This is a genomic window from Vagococcus allomyrinae, assembly GCF_017829975.1.
GTDB lineage: Bacteria > Bacillota > Bacilli > Lactobacillales > Vagococcaceae > Vagococcus_D > Vagococcus_D allomyrinae.
Genome location: NZ_JAEEGA010000002.1, coordinates 354,992 through 375,128 on the forward strand (window position 1 = coordinate 354,992; position 20,137 = coordinate 375,128).

15 protein-coding genes are annotated in these 20,137 nt (G+C 39.4%); all 15 read right to left on the reverse strand.

From position 1 onward, the window contains the following. Positions 1–9: 9 nt before the first annotated feature. Positions 10–726 carry a cell wall protein gene (locus tag I6N95_RS04355; protein WP_209525132.1) on the reverse strand — a complete coding sequence of 239 codons (717 nt, stop codon included), beginning with the start codon at positions 724–726 and terminating at the stop codon, positions 10–12. A gap of 92 nt (positions 727–818) precedes the next feature. Continuing rightward, positions 819–2,117, reverse strand: coding sequence for a hypothetical protein (locus I6N95_RS04360; protein ID WP_209525133.1), 1,299 nt, complete (start codon positions 2,115–2,117; stop codon positions 819–821). A 69-nt stretch (positions 2,118–2,186) separates the two neighbouring features. Then, on the reverse strand, positions 2,187–2,936 hold the full coding sequence (locus I6N95_RS04365) for a signal peptidase I (RefSeq protein WP_209525134.1): 750 nt from the start codon (positions 2,934–2,936) through the stop codon (positions 2,187–2,189). 857 nt (positions 2,937–3,793) lie between these two features. Continuing rightward, positions 3,794–5,380, reverse strand: a complete 1,587-nt coding sequence (locus I6N95_RS04370; RefSeq protein ID WP_209525135.1) for an immunoglobulin-like domain-containing protein — start codon at positions 5,378–5,380, stop codon at positions 3,794–3,796. 156 nt (positions 5,381–5,536) lie between these two features. Beyond that, positions 5,537–6,196, reverse strand: coding sequence for an RICIN domain-containing protein (locus I6N95_RS04375; protein ID WP_209525136.1), 660 nt, complete (start codon positions 6,194–6,196; stop codon positions 5,537–5,539). A gap of 561 nt (positions 6,197–6,757) precedes the next feature. After that, positions 6,758–9,331: a family 78 glycoside hydrolase catalytic domain gene (locus I6N95_RS04380; protein ID WP_209525137.1), complete on the reverse strand. Its 2,574-nt coding sequence runs from the start codon at positions 9,329–9,331 to the stop codon at positions 6,758–6,760. A gap of 130 nt (positions 9,332–9,461) precedes the next feature. After that, complete coding sequence (locus I6N95_RS04385) at positions 9,462–10,283, reverse strand: PTS system mannose/fructose/sorbose family transporter subunit IID (RefSeq protein WP_209525138.1); 822 nt, start codon at positions 10,281–10,283, stop codon at positions 9,462–9,464. Further along, the gene (locus tag I6N95_RS04390; protein ID WP_209525139.1) at positions 10,283–11,056 is read right to left on the reverse strand and encodes a PTS mannose/fructose/sorbose/N-acetylgalactosamine transporter subunit IIC; all 774 of its coding nucleotides are present in this window, start codon (positions 11,054–11,056) and stop codon (positions 10,283–10,285) included. The genes I6N95_RS04385 and I6N95_RS04390 overlap by 1 nt, the downstream gene beginning before the upstream one ends. Further along, on the reverse strand, positions 11,057–11,542 hold the full coding sequence (locus I6N95_RS04395) for a PTS sugar transporter subunit IIB (RefSeq protein WP_209525140.1): 486 nt from the start codon (positions 11,540–11,542) through the stop codon (positions 11,057–11,059). Position 11,543: 1 nt separating this feature from the next. After that, a complete protein-coding gene (locus tag I6N95_RS04400) occupies positions 11,544–11,978 on the reverse strand; it encodes a PTS sugar transporter subunit IIA (protein ID WP_209525141.1) in 435 nt (144 codons plus the stop codon). Between the two features lie 234 nt (positions 11,979–12,212). Continuing rightward, positions 12,213–14,960 carry a sigma 54-interacting transcriptional regulator gene (locus I6N95_RS04405; RefSeq protein ID WP_209525142.1) on the reverse strand — a complete coding sequence of 916 codons (2,748 nt, stop codon included), beginning with the start codon at positions 14,958–14,960 and terminating at the stop codon, positions 12,213–12,215. Positions 14,961–15,248: 288 nt separating this feature from the next. After that, entirely contained in the window at positions 15,249–16,403 is a 1,155-nt protein-coding gene (fucO, locus tag I6N95_RS04410; protein WP_209525143.1) for a lactaldehyde reductase, read from the reverse strand. Between the two features lie 156 nt (positions 16,404–16,559). Continuing rightward, entirely contained in the window at positions 16,560–17,381 is an 822-nt protein-coding gene (rhaD, locus tag I6N95_RS04415) for a rhamnulose-1-phosphate aldolase (protein WP_209525144.1), read from the reverse strand. Between the two features lie 51 nt (positions 17,382–17,432). After that, a complete protein-coding gene (gene rhaA, locus I6N95_RS04420) occupies positions 17,433–18,686 on the reverse strand; it encodes an L-rhamnose isomerase (RefSeq protein WP_209525145.1) in 1,254 nt (417 codons plus the stop codon). Between the two features lies 1 nt (position 18,687). Further along, the gene (rhaB, locus tag I6N95_RS04425; RefSeq protein WP_209525146.1) at positions 18,688–20,097 is read right to left on the reverse strand and encodes a rhamnulokinase; all 1,410 of its coding nucleotides are present in this window, start codon (positions 20,095–20,097) and stop codon (positions 18,688–18,690) included. Positions 20,098–20,137: the final 40 nt, after the last annotated feature.

Genomic DNA, 20,137 nt, shown 5'->3' on the forward strand with positions numbered 1-20,137 from the left:
TCCCCCTTTCTACTCACGATGCTCATTTTCCCGTCTTTTTTGTTTCCATAATAATAAGGCGATTAAGATTAATAAAAAGCCGACTAATACTTTATAGATCAAGTTGCGCCATTCTTCCCCAGTTTGCGGCAACTTGATAAATGGTTTCTTCCCTGGTGGATCCGGCTTCGGATCGACAATGGGTTGATCATCCCTCATGGCGATAAACTTCCATTCATACTTCATTTCACTTTCTAATTTGTAACTTTCAGCTGTCAAAGCTTTATCCACTGTGAAGGTCGCTTTTAGCACTCGATCCGTGCCAAATTGATAGGTGCCTAAAGGTAGTGACTCTTTCGTCCAGTCAAATTCCCCATTACCGAGTAATGGTCCCTTGTAGATCTCTTTGCCTTCAAGAACTAACGACACGGTCACATGTTTATTAAAATCAATATCACCTGTGCTACTTATTTTTTTTACGCGCAAACCTATATCAAAAGGTTCCTTTTCATCGGTACTTCTGATGGTAATGTCTTTTGTATACACGTCTCCAGGCAAAACATTGGGCATGTCTACAAAATAGTCGCCTTCTTTTGATACGACTATTCCAGAGTCATCCGCAATCACAAGCCCGGAAGGAAGGGTACTCGCCTCAATCAGAGCGGCTTTTCCGAAAAGTACACTACCCATTATCACCAATCCTAAAAGAAGCCGTCCTGCTTGTTGCCATGCTTGTTTCTTTCTCATGTTGTATCCCTTCCCTCTTGCTTGTTACGATCTACTAACACCCAACAACTCGACATGATAGAGTTGTTGGGTAAAGTTACTCCGTTATCCTTTTATGGAATCGCTGGTAAGCTAGCAGATGTTAATAATTTATTTAAAATTGTTTTGGAATCGCCTGTAATTGCCATGTTCCATTGAGAACCTGTTCCATACAATGCGCCAGCCTCCACTTGTACAGCTTCCATCGTAACGCCTAAATCATATTCTAAATCGGTATAAGCGTCTTTTACTTGTTGTAAATCATTTCCTGTAATAGAGCCAGGAACTTGTTGGTAGTTTAAGCTTTCCAATAATTTAGACGTCGTCACGCCACCTTTTAACGTATTGGTATAATAGAAGAAGCCGTCATCACTATTAAATACCCAGCTATCAGCTGCTAATGTGGTTAAATCAGTGATTTGACCATAGTTAATGCTGAAAAGTGAATCAACCCCAGCTGGTAATCCTGTAGCTAACGCAGTTTGATCGGCTAACACGTTCACGTTAGTAATAGCTCCTGGTAATGGGATCGCATTAGTTGGAACAGGTGTTGCTGTATTAGCTGTAAAAGTCGTGCCTGGTGCGGTATAGTCGTAAGCAACAGTTCCGCCGCCATCTTTTTGGGTGTTTCCTGCTGTTCCTAGCAACGTATTTTTAGCTGTCCAATCATACCCGACTTTGGTCGTGCCGTTAGCATAAACCATGTACTCAGCTGCTGTTGCATCAAAGGTAAAGTCTGCGGCAGTATGGCCAATAACTGGTGTATATCCCCCACTCAGTGTCAAGCTAGTGTTAACTTTTTGGTATTTCCCAGCAGTAGTATCATAAGGAAAGGCTACTACGGCATCAAATGAAGCTTGCAGGTTACCTGAAGATGAGTTCAATTTAACGTCACCTTTGGCCCATACTTTCGCACCACCAGTTAAACCAGTGACTTGAGACGTAACATCTACATAACCATTTACTGGCGTACCTGTAGCATGATCATATACTTTTGAGACATTTTCTGGCACAGGAATATCATCTGTCGCTGTTGGTGTTGGAATATTCCATCCTGTAGCTCTGGCCGTTTGTTTACCAAATTCTGTTAAATGTGTCAGGACTTCTTCAAATGACACCCGGACAAAAGTAGGAGCTGTTCCCGTATTAACCGCCGTGACTTCCTTTTTGGCTTCCATCCCTGGGGCTAATTCACCTGGATCTTCCCAAACCTCGTGTAAGACCGTGTCGCCGGCTGCGGCTGTTTTAATTCTATTGATTCGAGCATCTTCGTACGCTACCCAAGCAAATGTTCCCGCTAATAATGTGACGAGCCCTAAAGCAGCAGCTAGGCCCATCATTTTTTTCTTGTTCTTGTTTTTTACCTTCTTCATGGAAAAAAACCTCCTATAGTTTGTTTTTATATATTTAACCTTGATTCAAGCTGAATCAAAGAATATATCTTAAGTATGATACCCACTTGATTTTCCTGTCCCGTCTGAAAAGAAGTAATAACGCAGGACTAATAAGAAACCGAGTAATCCTAGAACAAAAGCCAGACAAATCCAGATGTTCTCTCGCACAAATTCTGCGATAAAACCGACATTCGGAATCACAAAGACCTTCTTACCAACAATCTTTTTGGCACTAAAAGGCGGATCGTCCGTGTTATTGGCATCGCCACGAGTGAGGACGAAATCCCCTTCCTCCCCATTTAATTCTTTCATGGTCTTGACCACTCGATGGGTTAAAAACTTATCTTGAGCATCTCCCACTAAAAAGGTGACGATGTCCCCTTCTTTGGCATCCCGGCCGTCCATCGATTGCACGATGATCATGTCGCCTGAACGAAAACCGCCCGGTGGTGAGTCTTTTTTCGGCACCATGGAATCGGTCAACACCGTATAAAATCGATACCCAAAATAACTTTTATTGGTGTCTCGGTTTAAGGCGAACAAGGTCGCGCTGAGAATCAAGGTGATCACAATCAGGTAATACAAACCGTTAAACAGCAATCTGATCCCCGTCTTCAACAGCGACGGTCGCTTAACTGATCTTGGCCTGACTGGCCGTCCCTCTGATTCTCGCTGATAGCCCTCGCCTATGGGACCTCTTCGTCTAGAGGAATCATGTGAGACCCGACGCCCTTTAACATCTGATCGATGGCGCCTTTTTTTTCTATGTGGCTGTTCTGATTTTATTTTTCCTTCCATGATGAAGTAATCGTCCCCTTCTCAACAGATCATAAAGCTACACCTAAACGAACGATTCGTTAAAGTAAAGTGCCATTAACTAGCTACTCGTAATTGCGTTCGGTTAACTTATAATCGGCATTAACCGTGTCTATTCGAACTTTTAACAGCGCCAATATCGCTTTTAGACGAGCTACTTGGTATAACCTATCTTATGTAAACTAAACCTTTGTACAAAACATAACAAAAAAAGCATCTTCTCCAACACGAAAATACTTTACTATTCTTCCCTAAAGGTTGGTTATTTTATTATTTGATAACGCATTTGACGCAATCAACATCAAACACAGCTTGATTTGGCCTTCATTTTAACTTTTTTCTTAAAACACAAAAAAACGATTCGCCCGTTTTATGAAAACAAGCAAATCAGCTAATTGCTTAACATTGAACAATCTTTCTTGCCCATTGCCCCCTAAGGATTTAACTCAGCTCTCGTTTTATAAACCGTACGAAAAGGGGCTACTATCTATCGAAACAGTTCTTTGAAATAGGCGAAAGATATCCTTTTCATTTTCATGTGATGAATATATGCATAGGGGGTGTACATTATTTTTCGATTATGGTATAGTTTATTTATTGAACAGGATATGCCGCTAATTTACATAAGATAGGTTATACCAAGTAGTTTTTATACAAAACACGCCTGAATAGTTAACTATTCAGGCGCTATTTATTATATAGTTTTATGTCTATTAACTGTCAGTTAGCTACTTTCTTTTGATTGTTCAACAAAATAAATCATATCAGATAGTCTTCTCATTGTCTAATAAAAACCGTTGTCATTCAAAAGAACCATGCCATCTTCTCTCTATGAGGTCTTAAACAACAGTTATTTGAATCGTTACTGTCACCGTGTTCCCATCAGAATCTGTCACAGAATAAGTTACTGGATAAGTACCATTCCGATCAACATTCAGTTTTGATGTGTCAATACTCAGAACTGACATTAAATCGCCATCCTCCACGTCATAGGCCTTAACACCAAGTTTCCCATCAAATTCCTCACCTTTATTATGATCGTGATCAGTTGCTTCAATAGTTGGTATGTAACCGACTGGTTGAGGTGTGGCAGTTCCATTGATTGTGTTAAGGGTTGTGATGTAATCGTCGAATTGAGAGTTGCCTATTTCTAAGGTAACTGCCCCTATATCCTTGGCAAGTAAGTAACCTGAGATATGATCATTGTTCATAATCAATTGTTTTAATACTGGTGAACCGTAAATCATCACATAACCTGTAGCTCCTCCACCATCTAGGTAAGAATCTTGCAAAATAAACTGTTCAAGAGCTTTGTTCTCCCTAACTCGGATATAGGCAGATGTCTGAGTGAATTCTGATTGGTTAATTTCGATAGTTTTTAATGTGCTGATATTCGCAAAATCGATGTTACGCACATTGCATTTAACCAGTTGAATTTTTTCGAGTTTCAACTTTTTCTGGGTAAAAGAGATCGATGTACGAATATCTACATTACGGAAGTATATTTCTTTGACTTCGGCTAATACAAAATTTTGGCCATCGGCTAGCTTTACTGTAATAGCCTCTGCCTGCTCTTTTACTTCAACAATTGGCGTCGCAGCTGGAACATCAATTGTCTTGACTTGCCTGTCTGCACCTTCATAAAATATTTTCCCAGGTTCCATAGCGTTAAATTTAGTCTCACCTATTGGTGTATTATTCGGATTGATGAAAAAGATATCATCTGAATCTGCTGGAGCTTCACCAGATGAAATATTTCTTAACAGTTTGGTGCGTTCAAAATGAGTATTGACATAATTCGTACGATACCCTTTTTTATTATTTTGCTGGACTGCATTATTCTTTAAGGTGGACTCCGAAACCGTGGCTTCTGACAATGATTTATTTGAATGAATCAGTAAATCCGATCTTAGCTCAGATTTCTCAATTAGCAATGTTTCTAAGCGTGGCGCTGAATTAACACTTAGGGAGTAATTAATCGACCCAAACAGTGAATTTCTAATTATTAGCGTTTGAAGGTTTTGCATATTTGAGAAAGTTGTTCCTCTTTTAAACTCTACGCCGTCAACCACCATCTTATTCACACTATTAGTAGAGAAGGACGCAAAATTCGAGATCACAATATTTTTTAAGTACAACTCTTGAATATTTTTTAAACTATAGGTTTGACCATTGGCCTTGATTGTCACTGTGGTAACGGTCGCACTTAATTCGACCAATGAAGATGTGGGAATCTCAATATCATTTGAGTTGCCTGATGCGTCAGTATACGACACACCTGAGATTAGTCTCATTTGAGCTGCTTCCATATTTGAGTTTATTCCTTCTGCATAAACGGTAATCCCCAGAGAAGATAGGATTATCAATAACGACATTTGAATAAACAATATCACCTTTTTTTGGTTTAAAACTGACTGGTCGTTCAAATTATTTCCCTCCTAATACTTTATTGTAAAAAAAATCGCAAGAACTCATAAAAAGCACTTGTTGACTCTTTAAAAAACGTTCGAAAATAACCTTTTCGAACGTTTATATAAATTTTTGATGGGGTATTTGAAGTATACTACTTGATTAACTACTTATTAAAATGTTAACTTTTCTAAAAGGAACTTTTGACTTGCAACATTCAATTTTTGCCATGAATGATAATGATTACCTCTTGTTAGTCTGCCCCCAACAACATCAATGGCAAGATTAGAGTTTACATTCACCAAATTAACAGAATCGACCTCAGCGCTATGTGAAATTGGCGCTTCTTGGACAGTCCATCTCATTGTTGGATAAGCTGGGTTAGCATTCCATAATTGTAATCTAGCGCCATTAAAAACGTTGGAATTTTGAATTTCTACTGCTCTAAAGCCGATCGTATCAAAAATCATCACTTCGCCATTTCCTACATTTTTAATATAAAACACGAAACTAGCCCCATATGCATGGGTCCAGCTATACAAACTATTGCCATTTGCACTTCTTCCCCCATATAATGTTAAATAAAACGGCGCATCTTTAAAACGAATTTGATAAAGCCCATCTTCGACATCCTTAACTATTCCTGGAGTACTCGGGAAACTTCTAAGCTTGTTTTTAGCAACATAATCCTTCACAATACTGGTTGCTTTTTCATCAAACTGAGCCACCTGTTCTTTGGAAATCCCCGCTTCTTGAATAGTTGCAGCATAAGCATTTTGACCAATAGCTAAAAAGCAAACAGCTGCCAAACCTACTAATATTTTCTTTATCACTTACATCTCTCCTCACACATAATTTTTTCACTACCAAATAACCCCACAAAATGATATTAACACAACGTGTGTTCATAAAACAAGTGAAATTGGAACGATATGAACAAATTGATGGTTATCTGTCATGAAAAATATGTCAAACGCCTGATAATTTCAAAGGTTGACTTATTGGCCTCATGCCTATTTATCATTAAGCAATTCTAAAGCTAGCTAGTAAGCAATAGCCTTTTTTTTAATTCCTTCGCTGTTACGCTACAAAATGTTTTAGTAACTGTAAATGCTTGCCGTTAATCCTACGACACGGCCACCAATAATTACCACTTTTTCCAAATTTTTCCCCTTCCAATAACACCTATTAGCCTTAATTTTTTTATCAAACAATCAAACATTTCGTCAATCTAATCAATTATCCCTCACTTTATCATATCGTTTTTTATTAATTTATTCTTTTGAGTTGAGAAGGTATTTGGTTAATATAACAGCTAAAGCTGAATTCCCCAAAAGAAACCTCATCTTTTATGAGATTTCTTTTAGGGAATCACGAACAAATAGAACATTAAGCTAATTCATAACTACAATCTGAATTTTCTTGGAAAAACCATCTTCCAGCGTACTGACTATCTCAAATGATTGGTCAATATCAAATGTCACGTTGATGCTTGCAGGTGCGACTAGGTGAATCGTGTATGTTTCTTTTTCCTTTTTCCAGTCAACTTTTATTCGTCCTTCTGGGATTGTCACTCCCCCCTTTGCAAATGTCAACTCCCCGTTGAAGAATGGTGAAAAGGACAATTCTCGTTCTCCTAATCCATTATTGTTTATCGTTATACCTAATATTTTCTCGATTATCCAACTACTGTAAGAGGTGAACATGGCATGATTTAGTGAGCCTAACGAGGGTTCAAAATATTCGCTGATAATACCACTATTGTCTAACATGGAAAGTAAACTTGGGGCCGGCTCTCGGACTAGCCAAGAATAAATTAGCTGACTATCTGTTTGCTTCAATATAGAATACATCCAGGACATTCCAAAAATCCCTGCTCTAAATACACCCTTATCTTGTTTAATTTTAGCAAGAAAGTTAGCGTAAATTTCTTTGTTATTCTCTGCGATTCCGCTTTTAAGTGCGAAAATATAGCTGGATTGACTTCCTGTTTGAAAATATCCTTCATCATTGTAGTAATCAATCACTATTTTTTCTTTAACATCCTTCAGTTTTAACTCGATTTTTTTATGTATTTTCTGATACAAATCGCCAGCCAAAAGGTCTGAATACCCTTTAAGTAGCAGATAATACATAACTGCCGAACAAAATTCTTTATCTGGTGGGGTTTCTTTCCCTTCAATTATTTCCGTATCAATTGACCCCCAATCACCTAAACAACAATATTTCACATAGTCGTAGTCAAAAGAAAGCAAATAGTTGACGTGTTTTAGTAATGCATCACTGTTTTCTTCTATTATATGAGGTTGATAATAACTGTTTTTAATATATTGAATCAATGTCGGCAAAACTAACTGCCAACCAAGGGACCCTGCTTTGTCACTTGGTCCGTGAGTTTGAATGCCAATATAGGGTGCTGTTTGGGTAATACCGCCACTACTCGTTTGCTCAACTAGGAAATCTGTTAATACTTTTAAAAGAAGTTGTTCCGAATCAAAAGCCTTAATTTGAGATTCTATAAGCGCCACAATATCGCCACCATATCCTAGTCTCTCTCTAGGACAGTCTTCATAATAAGAATGAATGTTATTTAATTTAGTATCATTAGCCGATTGATATAGCAGATTTAATTGATGACTTGAACTTTCAAAATTCGCATTGATGTCTAAATCCGTGTGTACATCATAGGCGCAAATATCTTTCAAATGTGCTGCTGTTAACCCAGCTCCTTTAAGATAGACATACCTAAAAGAATGGTAGGTAAATTGATTTTCAAACTTGAAATCTTGCTTATTTAATATGATTTCATCTTTTTGAACAGCATTCGTCTGTTCTGTTATTCCGACCTCTGAATCGTCAATACCGTAAACTCCATTAGCGCTACTTCGGAAATCCAATTCGCCAACCTCATTTAGTTCTTCACTATAATAAATCGTAACTTTATCAACAACGTGCTTTTTAAATAGGCAACTAAAATGGCCTGTAATCATCCGCTCAAAATCTAGTAAGATACCATCATTCTTTTGTGTTATTTTTTTATATTGATACAACTGCGTTCGTTTGATTTTAGGTATCCGACTAGGCTCAAGTATTCCACCTGGACCAGCCACTGCCACAGTCCGACAATTAACAGTTCGTGAAAATGAGTCTAGCTTCCTTTGCCTAATATCTATTCGTTCCCCAATAAAAACATTATCAAATAAGTAATGCCCGCATTTACTCTCCCATGTCCGATCGCTTTCGACTATCTCAACTTGATTGTTTCCCTCTAAATATGACAATTGACAAATCATCATTGGCTTACCAACCGTTAACTGTTGTCTAAAATTATATTTAGTTAGTAGTTTTAGCGGTGCAGGATTGTACCAACCATTAGCTAATTCAACTGTCAGACAATTGTTTCCCTCAAGCAAATAATCATCCAAACGATAGGTATCATAATAGACAATTTTTCCATAGGACGTGATATCTGATGTTAGATAGCTTGACTCTATTTTCTGGCCATTTACTCTCAGAGAATAATAACCTAAACCAACAATATCAATAAAACAATTTGATTTCTTGTTCCAATTAAATGATTTTTCTAACAAAATATTAGGCTTATCCTTGTAATAATGAAGCTCTTTTTCAATAGGATTGTCTTGGCGTGTTATCCACTTTGCCTTAGTTAACCGCTGGTTCTCGGAAAAAAAATAGGTATAAAATGTTTTTTCTTCCTCTTTATTTTTCAGCGTCACTATCACTTTGTATTGTTTTCTTGCGTCTGTTTTATTCAGCTTAATACTAGCGTAGGGCTTATCTGTTTCCATTACGATTTCTTTTATTACACTATTATTCTCTAAAACTACTAACATGTAACTTGATTGAGGGATTTCTAAGGCCTTCCAATCAATGGTGATAGTTTGAGATAGCTTTACAGCCAAATTTAGCTGTTTGCTATTAACTTTTATTTCATCGTTTCGTCTCATTCTATTTCATCTCCAAATAGCTTTTTTGTCTATATCTGGTCAGATCACAACTAGAATAACCAGTTCCACTGAGTCGTAAGGTCAAGCAGGACTAGCTACTGCGCTCAAATAATCGCAGTAGCTAATTTTATTATCCTAAAATACCAAGTAGGGAAAGAGCCATCCCCAGTACCATAATTGCCAAGATAATCGCCACGGCATTTTTAGCATTTTTCTTTTTTAATAGTAAATAGACTGACATTGTCACGAGTAACGGAAAGAAATTTGGCATAATACCGTCAATCATTTCTTGAATTTTCAAGGTAGATTCTCCAACTGAATACTCTAAAGGGGTTGTAATTTTTACAGTCGAAACAATCAATGCGCCAACCACCATCATTCCAACAACATTTCCCATGGTTGATACTCTTCGCAAGAGATTACTGCCGTTTTTCCCTGTTAGTAATTCTGAACCTTTTTCATACCCTAAGAAAACACCTTTGTATTTAATTGGCCAGATGGTAATACTGAATAGGACAAAAAACAAAATTGGACCAAGAGGATTGCCTTCAATTGCCAATCCTGATGCAATACTCATGTATATAGGCACGACTGTCATTGCAAGTAGGCTATCACCAAGTCCAGCAAAGGGACCCATCAGACCCGTTCGAACAGAAATGACTGATTCTTTTTCCGTTTCTTGCGTCTGTTCTTCCATCGCCATGGTAATCCCTAAAATAGGGCCGTATACATAGGGGTTCGTGTTAAAAAATTCTAAATGTCTTCTAATCGCTGCCACCCGTTCTTCTTTTGGGCGATCGCCGTATATTTTTTTTAAGGCCGGAACGACTGAATAATAAGCTCCTAAAGCTTGCATTCGTTCAAAATTACTGGATGCCATCAAAAAATTTGATCGGATGAAAGCTTTATTCAAATCAGATTTCGTTATTTTTTTGGTTGTTAGCTCTGTCATTATAAATCATACTCCTCTTCTACAGTCTGACTAGTCGCCGTACCGCTGTCTTTTTTATTAATGATCAAATCATAGAGTGCTGCGAAACAAATACCTAGGATAGAGATAGCGATTGTTCCTAAATTCAGATAGGCAGCAAATACAAAGCCCAAAAGTAAGAATATCCACATATTTTTACCCATCATCATCATTAAAAGCATGCCCATCCCAACTGCAGGAATGATACCGGCCGCCACTGTTAGGCCGTCAAATACTTGAGATGGGATCAGACCTAAAACAGATTCGACTGCTGGACCACCAAAATAAGAAGCTAAAAATACCGGAACCGATCCAGCCACAAAACTCAACGGAATCCCTAATAAATTGTAACGAGCAACTTTATCAAAATCACCTGATTCAATTGCCGCATCTGCTCTGTGAATCCAAACAATGTTCAACGTATTCGTCAACATAATGATCTGTTGGCATAACAAAGCCGTTGGAACTGCAACGGCTAAGCCTGTTGCTAATCCTCCGCCAGACATAATGGCAACCGCAACGCCGATAATTGCTCCAGTTGCTTCATTCGGCGGAATATATGCTCCTATCGCTGAGTTAGCTAACCACATCATTTGCAGTGTCCCACTAATGATTAATCCTGTTGTGACATCTCCCATAATGACTCCTGCTACTGATCCAGCAAGAATCGCTTTTGGTGTCCCCGTCCACAGAGTTCTTTCATCTACGGTACAAATCCCTGCCCACAGTGCTAATAATAAACATTGAAGTAACATTTATCTCCCCTCCATTTCTACTAATTCAGAGAAGATAATCGCCTTATCTGAGGGGATCATTTGAACTGAAATTTCAACTTTTGAATCGGCTAGTTCTTTTAATTGGGCTTTCTCTTCCTCTGTCATGGAAATGGCTTTCGTATACTGCTTTCGATCAGCTGTATATTTCATCCCACCCAGATTTAGCTTCGAAAATTCAACGCCGCCTTTTTTTAATTCTAAAACGTCCTTTGGGTTTGTTAATAACAAGAGTGTTTTTCTTTTTATTTGCGCTTTTTTCGTTATTTGAATGAATTCTTCCACGCCAAAGGTTCGCACATTCACATCTTGAGGTGCCATTAAATCAAAAACAGATTTTTGTACCTCATCTTTGGCGATCAAATCATTAATAATTAATATTTGGCCAATATTGTTTTGTTTTACCCATGTTGTCACTACCTGACCGTGAATTAAGCGATCATCAATCCTAACTAAATCAATACTCATATTAAAGCCCTCCCTCAATTGTCGGTTTCTCTTTATTCATTTTTAATTCAGCCCAATTATATTTAGCGGCTTCTTCAATTATACGTTTTAACTCAATCTGCTCTTTTTTTCGATTAGCAGAAAGTTCTAATAACACCGATAAATTTAAGCCTGAATAGGCTAATATTTTTTCACTTTTGTGAGTTAGTAACATTGCGGTAGCTGCATTACTTGGAGTTCCTCCATAAATATCACAAATAATAACCGCCCCATTAGATGTATCTAATTCTTGATAGGCCCTCTCCATTTCTTCTGTAAAATCTAATAAATTTGTCCCTGGAAAAAGTGATAAGGAACAACTGTTAGCTTGTTTGCCAACAATCATCTCCAAACTTTTTAAAGCTTCTTTAGCAAAATCACCATGACTAGCTAAAATTAAAGCAACTTCTACTTTCATCCATAGACCTCCTTCCTCAATACTCTTTACTAAGCAATTTCCATGCCAAAACTTTTATCGATGACTAATAAAGGCTTTTAGTCTTTTTCTAATACTCTTTCAATACTCTTCTTTCCGAAACAATTGCTGTTTCATCTCGTCTAATACTCATTAATACACGTTTCTTAGAATCTCTATTCCTCTGTATTAAAAAACTAGCTGAAAGTCTTAACCAGACTGTCAACTAGCTCACTGCTATTTTTCAAAAATTTCAACAATAAAATAACATTCGTCCATTGAAATATCAATATTATACTCAACTTCTATCCTTCTAAAGGCTTTTTTTATCACCTGAGCAAGCTCTTTTTTGCCTTCCTTCTTTTCTTGCAATACCACCTCAGAACCATTTAATAGTACTCGTTCAATCATACAGGCAGTGTGAACAAATAACTTCAATAGCACATTATTGCTAAAGGTTGTTTTCAATTCCTGTTCCACATTGAGCACAAAAGATTCTAAGCTTTTTCTCATTTTTTCCGCCGATAGAAGATATAAATACTTATCAATGGATTCCATTCCCATGTCCAACACAACCTCTTTGGTAAACTCATTAATATTTTTTTCATAACGTTCTTCGGTAACTACTGCACCTGACAACAGTAGCAGCTTGTCAATGCCTTTTCTCAACACCATTTCTTGTAATGAGATGAAAGGAACTTGTTCAAGTTTAGGATCAATCGTCCCCACAACTGCGACTACTTGCAACTCTTTTTTGCTGTCGAGATTTGCTGCAATTGCATGAGCGTCTTTCCCTTTAATCGCCTGAACCTCGATGTCAAAGATGTTTAAATCCCGAAAGACTTTTTTGATGTTCTCCTTTAAAAATTGGGCACTACCTTCAGACGTTCCACAAACGGTATACACAATCTTTTTCTTATTAGAATCAAAGTAATTTTCAATGCGTCTTGTTATTCGTTCGAACGTTCTGGTATTGCACACTTGAATTCCTTCAATGACATTTTTGAAATTCATCGATAAATACTCTGTGTTTTTTGCCGTTTCTAACACTAAAAGTGGGTCAATACTTTCAATCGTGATCACTTTTTTACCAGTTTCTTGACTCAAATTACTTTCAAATGTGGCAATCGACCCCATGTCTACAAACAAAACGATGTTTTGCTCAGCAATTCTTGATAATTGCCTTTTCAGTTCCTGATAGATATCAGAAGGGGATATTTCTAAGCCCATATTAACCGGGTGGACAATGGTTTGACCTAGTAAATTATTCACTACCTTAGCAATTTCTGTCGCGACCCCATCACCATGAGCACACAATACAATACCAACATCACTTTTCTTTCCAGTATCCTCACAAGAATTGATGATATTTCCTAACAGATTGACTTCGGCATTAGAAAAAAACATATTATTTTCGTTTTCTAACGTCTTGATTATGCTACGAGTGGCTTTCATTACTCTGTCCGAAATTTCAACTGAATCTAGTGGTTCCAACGCCAATTGATGCTCATTTTTATTATAAATGTACAATGCTAGCGCAGTATTAATGTCTTTATCAATAATAATCCCTAAATCTTTATATAAGATATCTGAAATTGTTAAAATTATCTGTTTGATATCTCCATTCAAAAAGAAGGTGAAATTGTCATCCAAAATGCTTCTTCTTGCTATTTCTTGAGAATAGTCTTTAAATGCTTGCTCGATGGAATAAGTCCCATGTTTATGCTTATCATAAAAAGTCAAAAAATCGTATTGAAACTCTTCAGCGCTAACAGCTAAGACATCTTCGTGCCCGAAACAATAGTCTTTCATTCCCACAAGTATGGCGACTTCTCTTTTCTCCTCGAGAGATATTTGCGTAAGCGTTTTTAAAACATAAGGAGACAAAAAGTCATTTGTTATCGTCAGATTCTCTAAGTTATTTTTTTTCTTCTCAAGCAATGCCCTGGCAACAGATAACTGGATATCACTTTTTAATTGTCCGATATTTCCTTTTGGACAGTATGTGATGAGTGATTTTAGCACTTCAACAGAGACTTGTAACGCCATCCCCACTTTCGCAGACTCGGCTTTATACAAACTCTCAATTAATTCCAGTCGTTCTGAAAAAGAACGCTCGCCTAAATTTGGCATCGTTATCATCACGGGAATCCGCCGCTTAAAAGTATCCAACAAAACAGAATTAGGATTTTCTGTTGTTGCTGCAACTAAAAGCGTCCCAGATTTTATTCTATGATGGGTCTCTCCTAGTCTGGAAAATTCATTTTTATCGATATAAACAAACAACATTTCCTGCCCCTCTGGTGGCAATCGGTGAACCTCATCAAGAAATAAGACACCATCATTTGCTTGCTCAATTAACCCAATGCGATTTTTTTCAGCACCTGTGTAGGCTCCCTTAACACTTCCAAATAATTGACTCAACAGCAATTGAGGATTGGCTGCATAATCGGCACAATTTAGTACGACAAATTTCGACTCCTTTTTAAAGCTACCTTCATGCTTTCCATATTCAAACATCACTTCAGCTAAAAGGCTCTTTCCCGTACCAGAGTCGCCAACAACTAAAGTTGGTAACCCATTAGGAGGGTAGGAGATAGCCGCTTCTGCCAGCCGAATCACAGATGCTAAACTTTTATCAGAACCAATCAACCGACTAAAAGGTGAATGAATCATTTGTCTTCTTTCTTTTGGTAGTAATTGTTGAATGCTTGAGCACTCATTTTGATTAATAAAATGAATTCCTAGTTTTTCGGAAAGTAACTTTTTTTCTAAAAATCTTGTGGGCTTTCCTTTAATTTTCAACAGTTTCTCCTGTTTGACCAATATATTTAAATCCGCTGAAACATTGTTTCTTAGCAGATTAAGTGCTTCAGCAATTTCACTCGCTGAGCTACCTACGTCGATGTCAGTCATCAGCATTTCTCTTGAATAACTTTTTGTGCTGTCTTCACAATACAGGTAAACTTTATCTATTCGTTTCATCTTCTATTCCCCCAGTCAGCTTAACTATACAAAAGAATAAACTAAGTTTCAATAAAATTAAGTAATGCAGTGCTTGCGGCCTTGAATTAACGCGTAAAGATCGAATACGGCCAGATAGCCCCTATTAAATAATGACGGTCAATCGTTAAACTTCCAGCTAAAAAGAAGCTGAAAGCACCACTCTCTGCTCGTCATTATGTTGATAAGCCAATGGAACTATATGTTCCGATTATTTTACGGGATGTATACAGATAAAAAGCCAAGGCCTGTAGCCTCAGCTTTTCACTGCTATAACATATGACGATAAATCGATTCGATCTCTACTAAGTTTGTCTCACGAGGATTGCCACCAGTACAAACATCGGCTAAGGCATCTTTGGCAATGAGTGGTATGTCGTCAGCTTTGACGCCTAATTCGGTAATGTTTTGAGGAATTCCCACGTCTTTTCCTAATTGACGAACGGCCGCAACTGCTGCATCACGAACTTCCGCTAAACTTAGGCTGGCTGCTCCTGCTACTTCTAGGGCACAAGCGATATCGCGGTATTTTTCCCCTGTCTGTTCTTTGTTGTAGTCCATGACGTCTGGCAATAAAGAGGCACATGCCACACCATGTGGCACATCATACCAAGAGCTTAAGGGATGAGCCATGCCATGAACCAAACCTAGACCAACATTGGAGAATCCCATGCCAGCAATATATTGAGCCAAGGCCATCTCTTCGCGAGCGCTCTGTTGCCCCTTAACAGATGCTCTTAGGGAGCGGCCAATAATTTCAATCGCCTTAAGGTGCATCATGTCCGTCAATTCCCAAGCCCCTTTCGTGATATATCCTTCGATGGCATGAGTCAGGGCATCCATCCCGGTGGCCGCGCAGAGAGCTGTCGGCATGCCCATCATCATATTGCTGTCAACAAAGGCGACGACTGGTATATCATGGGGATCCACACAGACAAATTTACGCTGTCGTTCTTTATCGGTAATAACATAGTTAATGGTGACTTCTGCCGCCGTTCCAGAAGTCGTCGGTACGGCTAGAATTGGCACGCTAGGATTTTTGGTGGCCACTTCTCCTTCCAAGCTGCGGACGTCAGCATACTCAGGGTTGGTGATAATAATCCCAATCGCCTTTGCCGTGTCGATCGGCGAACCGCCACCAACTGCTATCAGATAATCCGCCTCGGCTTGGTTAAAGGCGACAATACCTGCTTGGACCTCCTCAATACTTGGGTTCGGCACGATGCCATCAAATACCTCATAAGACAAATTTGCCTGATCCAAAATAGCCGTCACGCGAGTGGCCACGCCTGCCTCCATCAGCCCTTTATCTGTGATGACTAAGGCTTTTTTAAAGCCTCGCTTGGTTGCCTCTTCCGCAATTTTCTCAATAGCGCCTTTGCCAAAGTAAGAGGTTTCATTCAAAATCATTCTGTTTACCATCATCAAGCTCCTATCCGTATTGTTATTTATTTCACAATTTATTTTAACAGATTAGAAATGATGCCAACTCGGCGACCACTTCTTGAAAATAATCTGTTTCACCACTTGCGCATTAATTCGCTCAAAAGCCGAGCTTGTTTCACCTTTCTAAGCAGGTGCTTAAGCTAAATAGCCCTCTCGCGGTGTGACGCCAAATCCTTTGGCCAAGGCATGTAGCTGTTGGTCGGTGATCGTCTGTTTCACCCCGCCTTGAGCCATTACGTAGGTATACACTTCTGCGGCTTTTTCCGCCGTTTCAATCAGACCGAAGACCTCATCCATGTCTTTGCCTGCTCCATAAATGCCGTGATGTGGCCAGACGACTAAACGAAAGTCTTGCATTTTAGTGGCTGTGGCTTCACCGATTTCATTGGTTCCAGGCACGATCCAAGGAATGATGCCAACTCCTTCTGGGAAAACAACCAAACATTCGGTACACATCTGCCATAAGGTTCTCGTTAAGGCCCGCTCCGTCAGTTCATGGGTAAAGGTCATCGCTAATAAGTGGGTGGCATGGTTGTGCATCACAATCCGATGTTCTGGATCGATTTTTAGGCGTTCGATATGACTCATAAAGTGAGACGGTAATTCACTGGTCGGTAAGCCATCCTCGCTTAATCCCCACAATACTTCCAAGGTTTTGCCATCAGGCTTAATCCGAACAATTCCCAAACAATTATCAGGAGCCTTGGCGACATTTTTAAAGTATTTGCCTGAACCTGTCACGATAAAATAGCGACCAGCTAAGGCGCTGGCGTCAAAAATCATGGGAATCTCACGAATGACTTTTGTCAGATCTAAAAAAGGGGCAAGTTCTTCTTCTTGTAATAAGTAGGAAATATTGCCACCATTTCGTTCGTCCCAGCCTAATCGGTATAGATTAGTGGTCGTTTCAATCATCTCTTGAACAAAAGGGGCTTGTAATAAGTCAATTTTTTTCATCTGTTTCTCCTTGTCTCTCTGTTTGATTTGTTTTGAACTGAAGCTGATTAATTAACGCTTCACTAACACATCCGCTTCATATTGTCTCACTTCCCTCAACCAATCCATTCCCACAGGCACGCCTTTGCTTTGGCAATAATAATTCCAAACATCGGCAAAGGGAAAGTCTTTTAATTCTTCTACAAAGGCTAAACGAGTGGTATAATCGCCGTCATTTTCCAGTTGTTTTAACTGGGCGATCGGTTCCAACATGGCCTTTAGTAACGCTTTTTGGGTATTGCGTGTGCCGATCACCCAAGCAGCTACCCGATTAATCGTGGCATCAAAGAAATCCAACCCAACATGAGTCCGTTTTAATAAATCATTGCGAACTAGCTCCCGGGCAATTTCCATCAATTCATCGTCCATAATTACTACATGATCACTGTCCCAACGAACAGGGCGACTAACATGAAGCAACATTTCATTGCCAAAAAGGGCGAGGGAAGATAATTTATTGCTGATGACTTCTGTTGGGTGGAAGTGACCGGCATCCATACAAATCACTTTATCGCGAGTCAAGCCATAGCCCATGTAGAACTCATGAGAGCCAACTGTATAAGATTCTGCGCCTAAGCCAAAAAGTTTACTCTCAACTGCATCCAAGGTATAAGCTTTATCAAATTCTTCGCTAAATATCTCATCCAAAGATGCCATCAGTCGTTGGCGTGGAGCCAAACGATCAATCGGATTGTCCTTAAAACCGTCTGGCACCCAAAAGTTGTTGACACTGGTTTGCCCTAGTTCTTGGCCAAAATAGGCGGCCACTCGTCGTGCTCGTTTGCCATGTTCAATCCAAAATTGGCGAACCTCTTCATCAGCTGAGGCTAAGGTAAACCCGTCCTTCAACATCGGGTGTGAAAAGAAAGTTGGATTAAAATCGAGCCCTAAGCCTAGTTCTTTGGCCCACTCTACCCAATTTTGGTAGTGTTTTGGTTCAATTTGATCTAAGTCAACCGTTTCTTCTGTATCCAAGTAAATCGCATGTAAGTTCAATTTATGTTGACCAGGGATCAAGGAATAGGCTTTTTCCAAATCCTGACGTAATTCAGCAGGTGTTCGTGCTGCCCCTGGATAATTCCCGGTTACGGAAATCCCCCCTGTCAGTTCACCTTCTGGATTCATAAACCCTTTCACATCATCTCCTTGCCAACAATGCATCGAGATTTTTACTTGATCTATGGCTGCCAAGACCTGCTCTGTGTCCACACCAATCTCTTGATACTTGGCTTGCGCTACTTGATATTTTTCTGTTATTTTATCCACGTTATTTCTTCCTCTCTGGGTAATAGTTGGTCAATTTAAACGATTGCCTAATGAGTTCCCGCCCCTGTTCAAGTGAGTCAATTTCGCCTGTGGTCAACATTTGCATCAGTATATTGCCGATCGCCGTCGCCTCTGTTGGTCCCGCTTCGACTGTTAGTCCAGTAGCGTTCGCTGTCAACTGATTAAGCAAGCGGGCATTGGCACCCCCGCCAACAATTTGTAAGTTCTGGAAGGTTTTGCCTGTTAACTCTGCTAATGTGGTCAATTCTCGACCATAACAGGCCGCTAGATTGTGGTAAATGGTCAAAGCCAGTTGTCCCGTTGATTCTGGCACTGTTAACCCTCGCTGACGGCAGTAATCTTGAATGGCCAGACCCATGTTTGGCGGATTTAAGAAACTTGCATCGTTAACATCAATCAGGGGAACCTCGAAGTTTTCCCTCTCAGCCAGCTCTGCCAATTCAGCAAATGAATAAGGCGTCTCGGCCATTCGGGCCACTTCCTGAATCAACCAGAGACCCATGATGTTTTTCAAAAAGCGCGTGCTCTGAAAGACTCCTCCCTCATTGCTGTAGTTAGCCGCTAATCCTGAGGGGCTAATCAAAGGTGCCTTTAGTTCTGCCCCTAATAAGGACCAAGTGCCACTGCTAATAAAGGCCCAGTCTTCGCCACTCCCTGGGGTTCCTGCAACTGCCGAAGCGGTATCATGGCTGGCAACGGTAATGACTTTCGCTTCAGGTAAGTCATACTCTGGAAAATCAGCTCGTCGTAAATCTCCAAGTTCGGTTCCCGCTTCAACCATTCGGGGAAGCTGTTGAGAGGAGACTCCCACCAAAGACAACAGTGTTTCATCTAATTGACCGGTCGCCGAATTGACTAACTGTGTGGTGGAGGCATTGGTTTTTTCCATGACCCCTTTGCCTGTCAACACATAACCAAGATAGTCGGGAATTAAAAGGATTTGATCCGTCTCCTTTAATAACTCTTTATCCTCAACTAATAACTGAAACAAGGTGTTAAAGGGTTGAATTTGAATACCTGTTTTATCGTAGAGAGCCTCAAGCGACAGTTTCTTCGACCATGCGGCAACTGCCTGACTCGTTCGCTGATCGCGGTAACAAAAAGGCTGTCTCAAAAGAGTTCCCTCAGCGTCTAGTAGACAATAATCGACGCCCCAAGTGTCAATGCCGATATGGCAAGTCGTTACCCCTGATTGTTTTAGTTTTGCCAGCCCCTGTAATATTTCCTGAATTAAACGATCGATATCCCAGTACTTGTGACCGTTCTTTTCGTCATAACCATTTTTAAAGCGATGAATTTCTTCCAAACTCAAACGTCCGTCCAATAACTGACTTTTCATCAAACGGCCACTGGATGCCCCGATGTCAATTGCGATGTAGGTTGTCCCCACTTTGATCCTCTCCTTTCAAACACATCCCCAAATGTCAGAT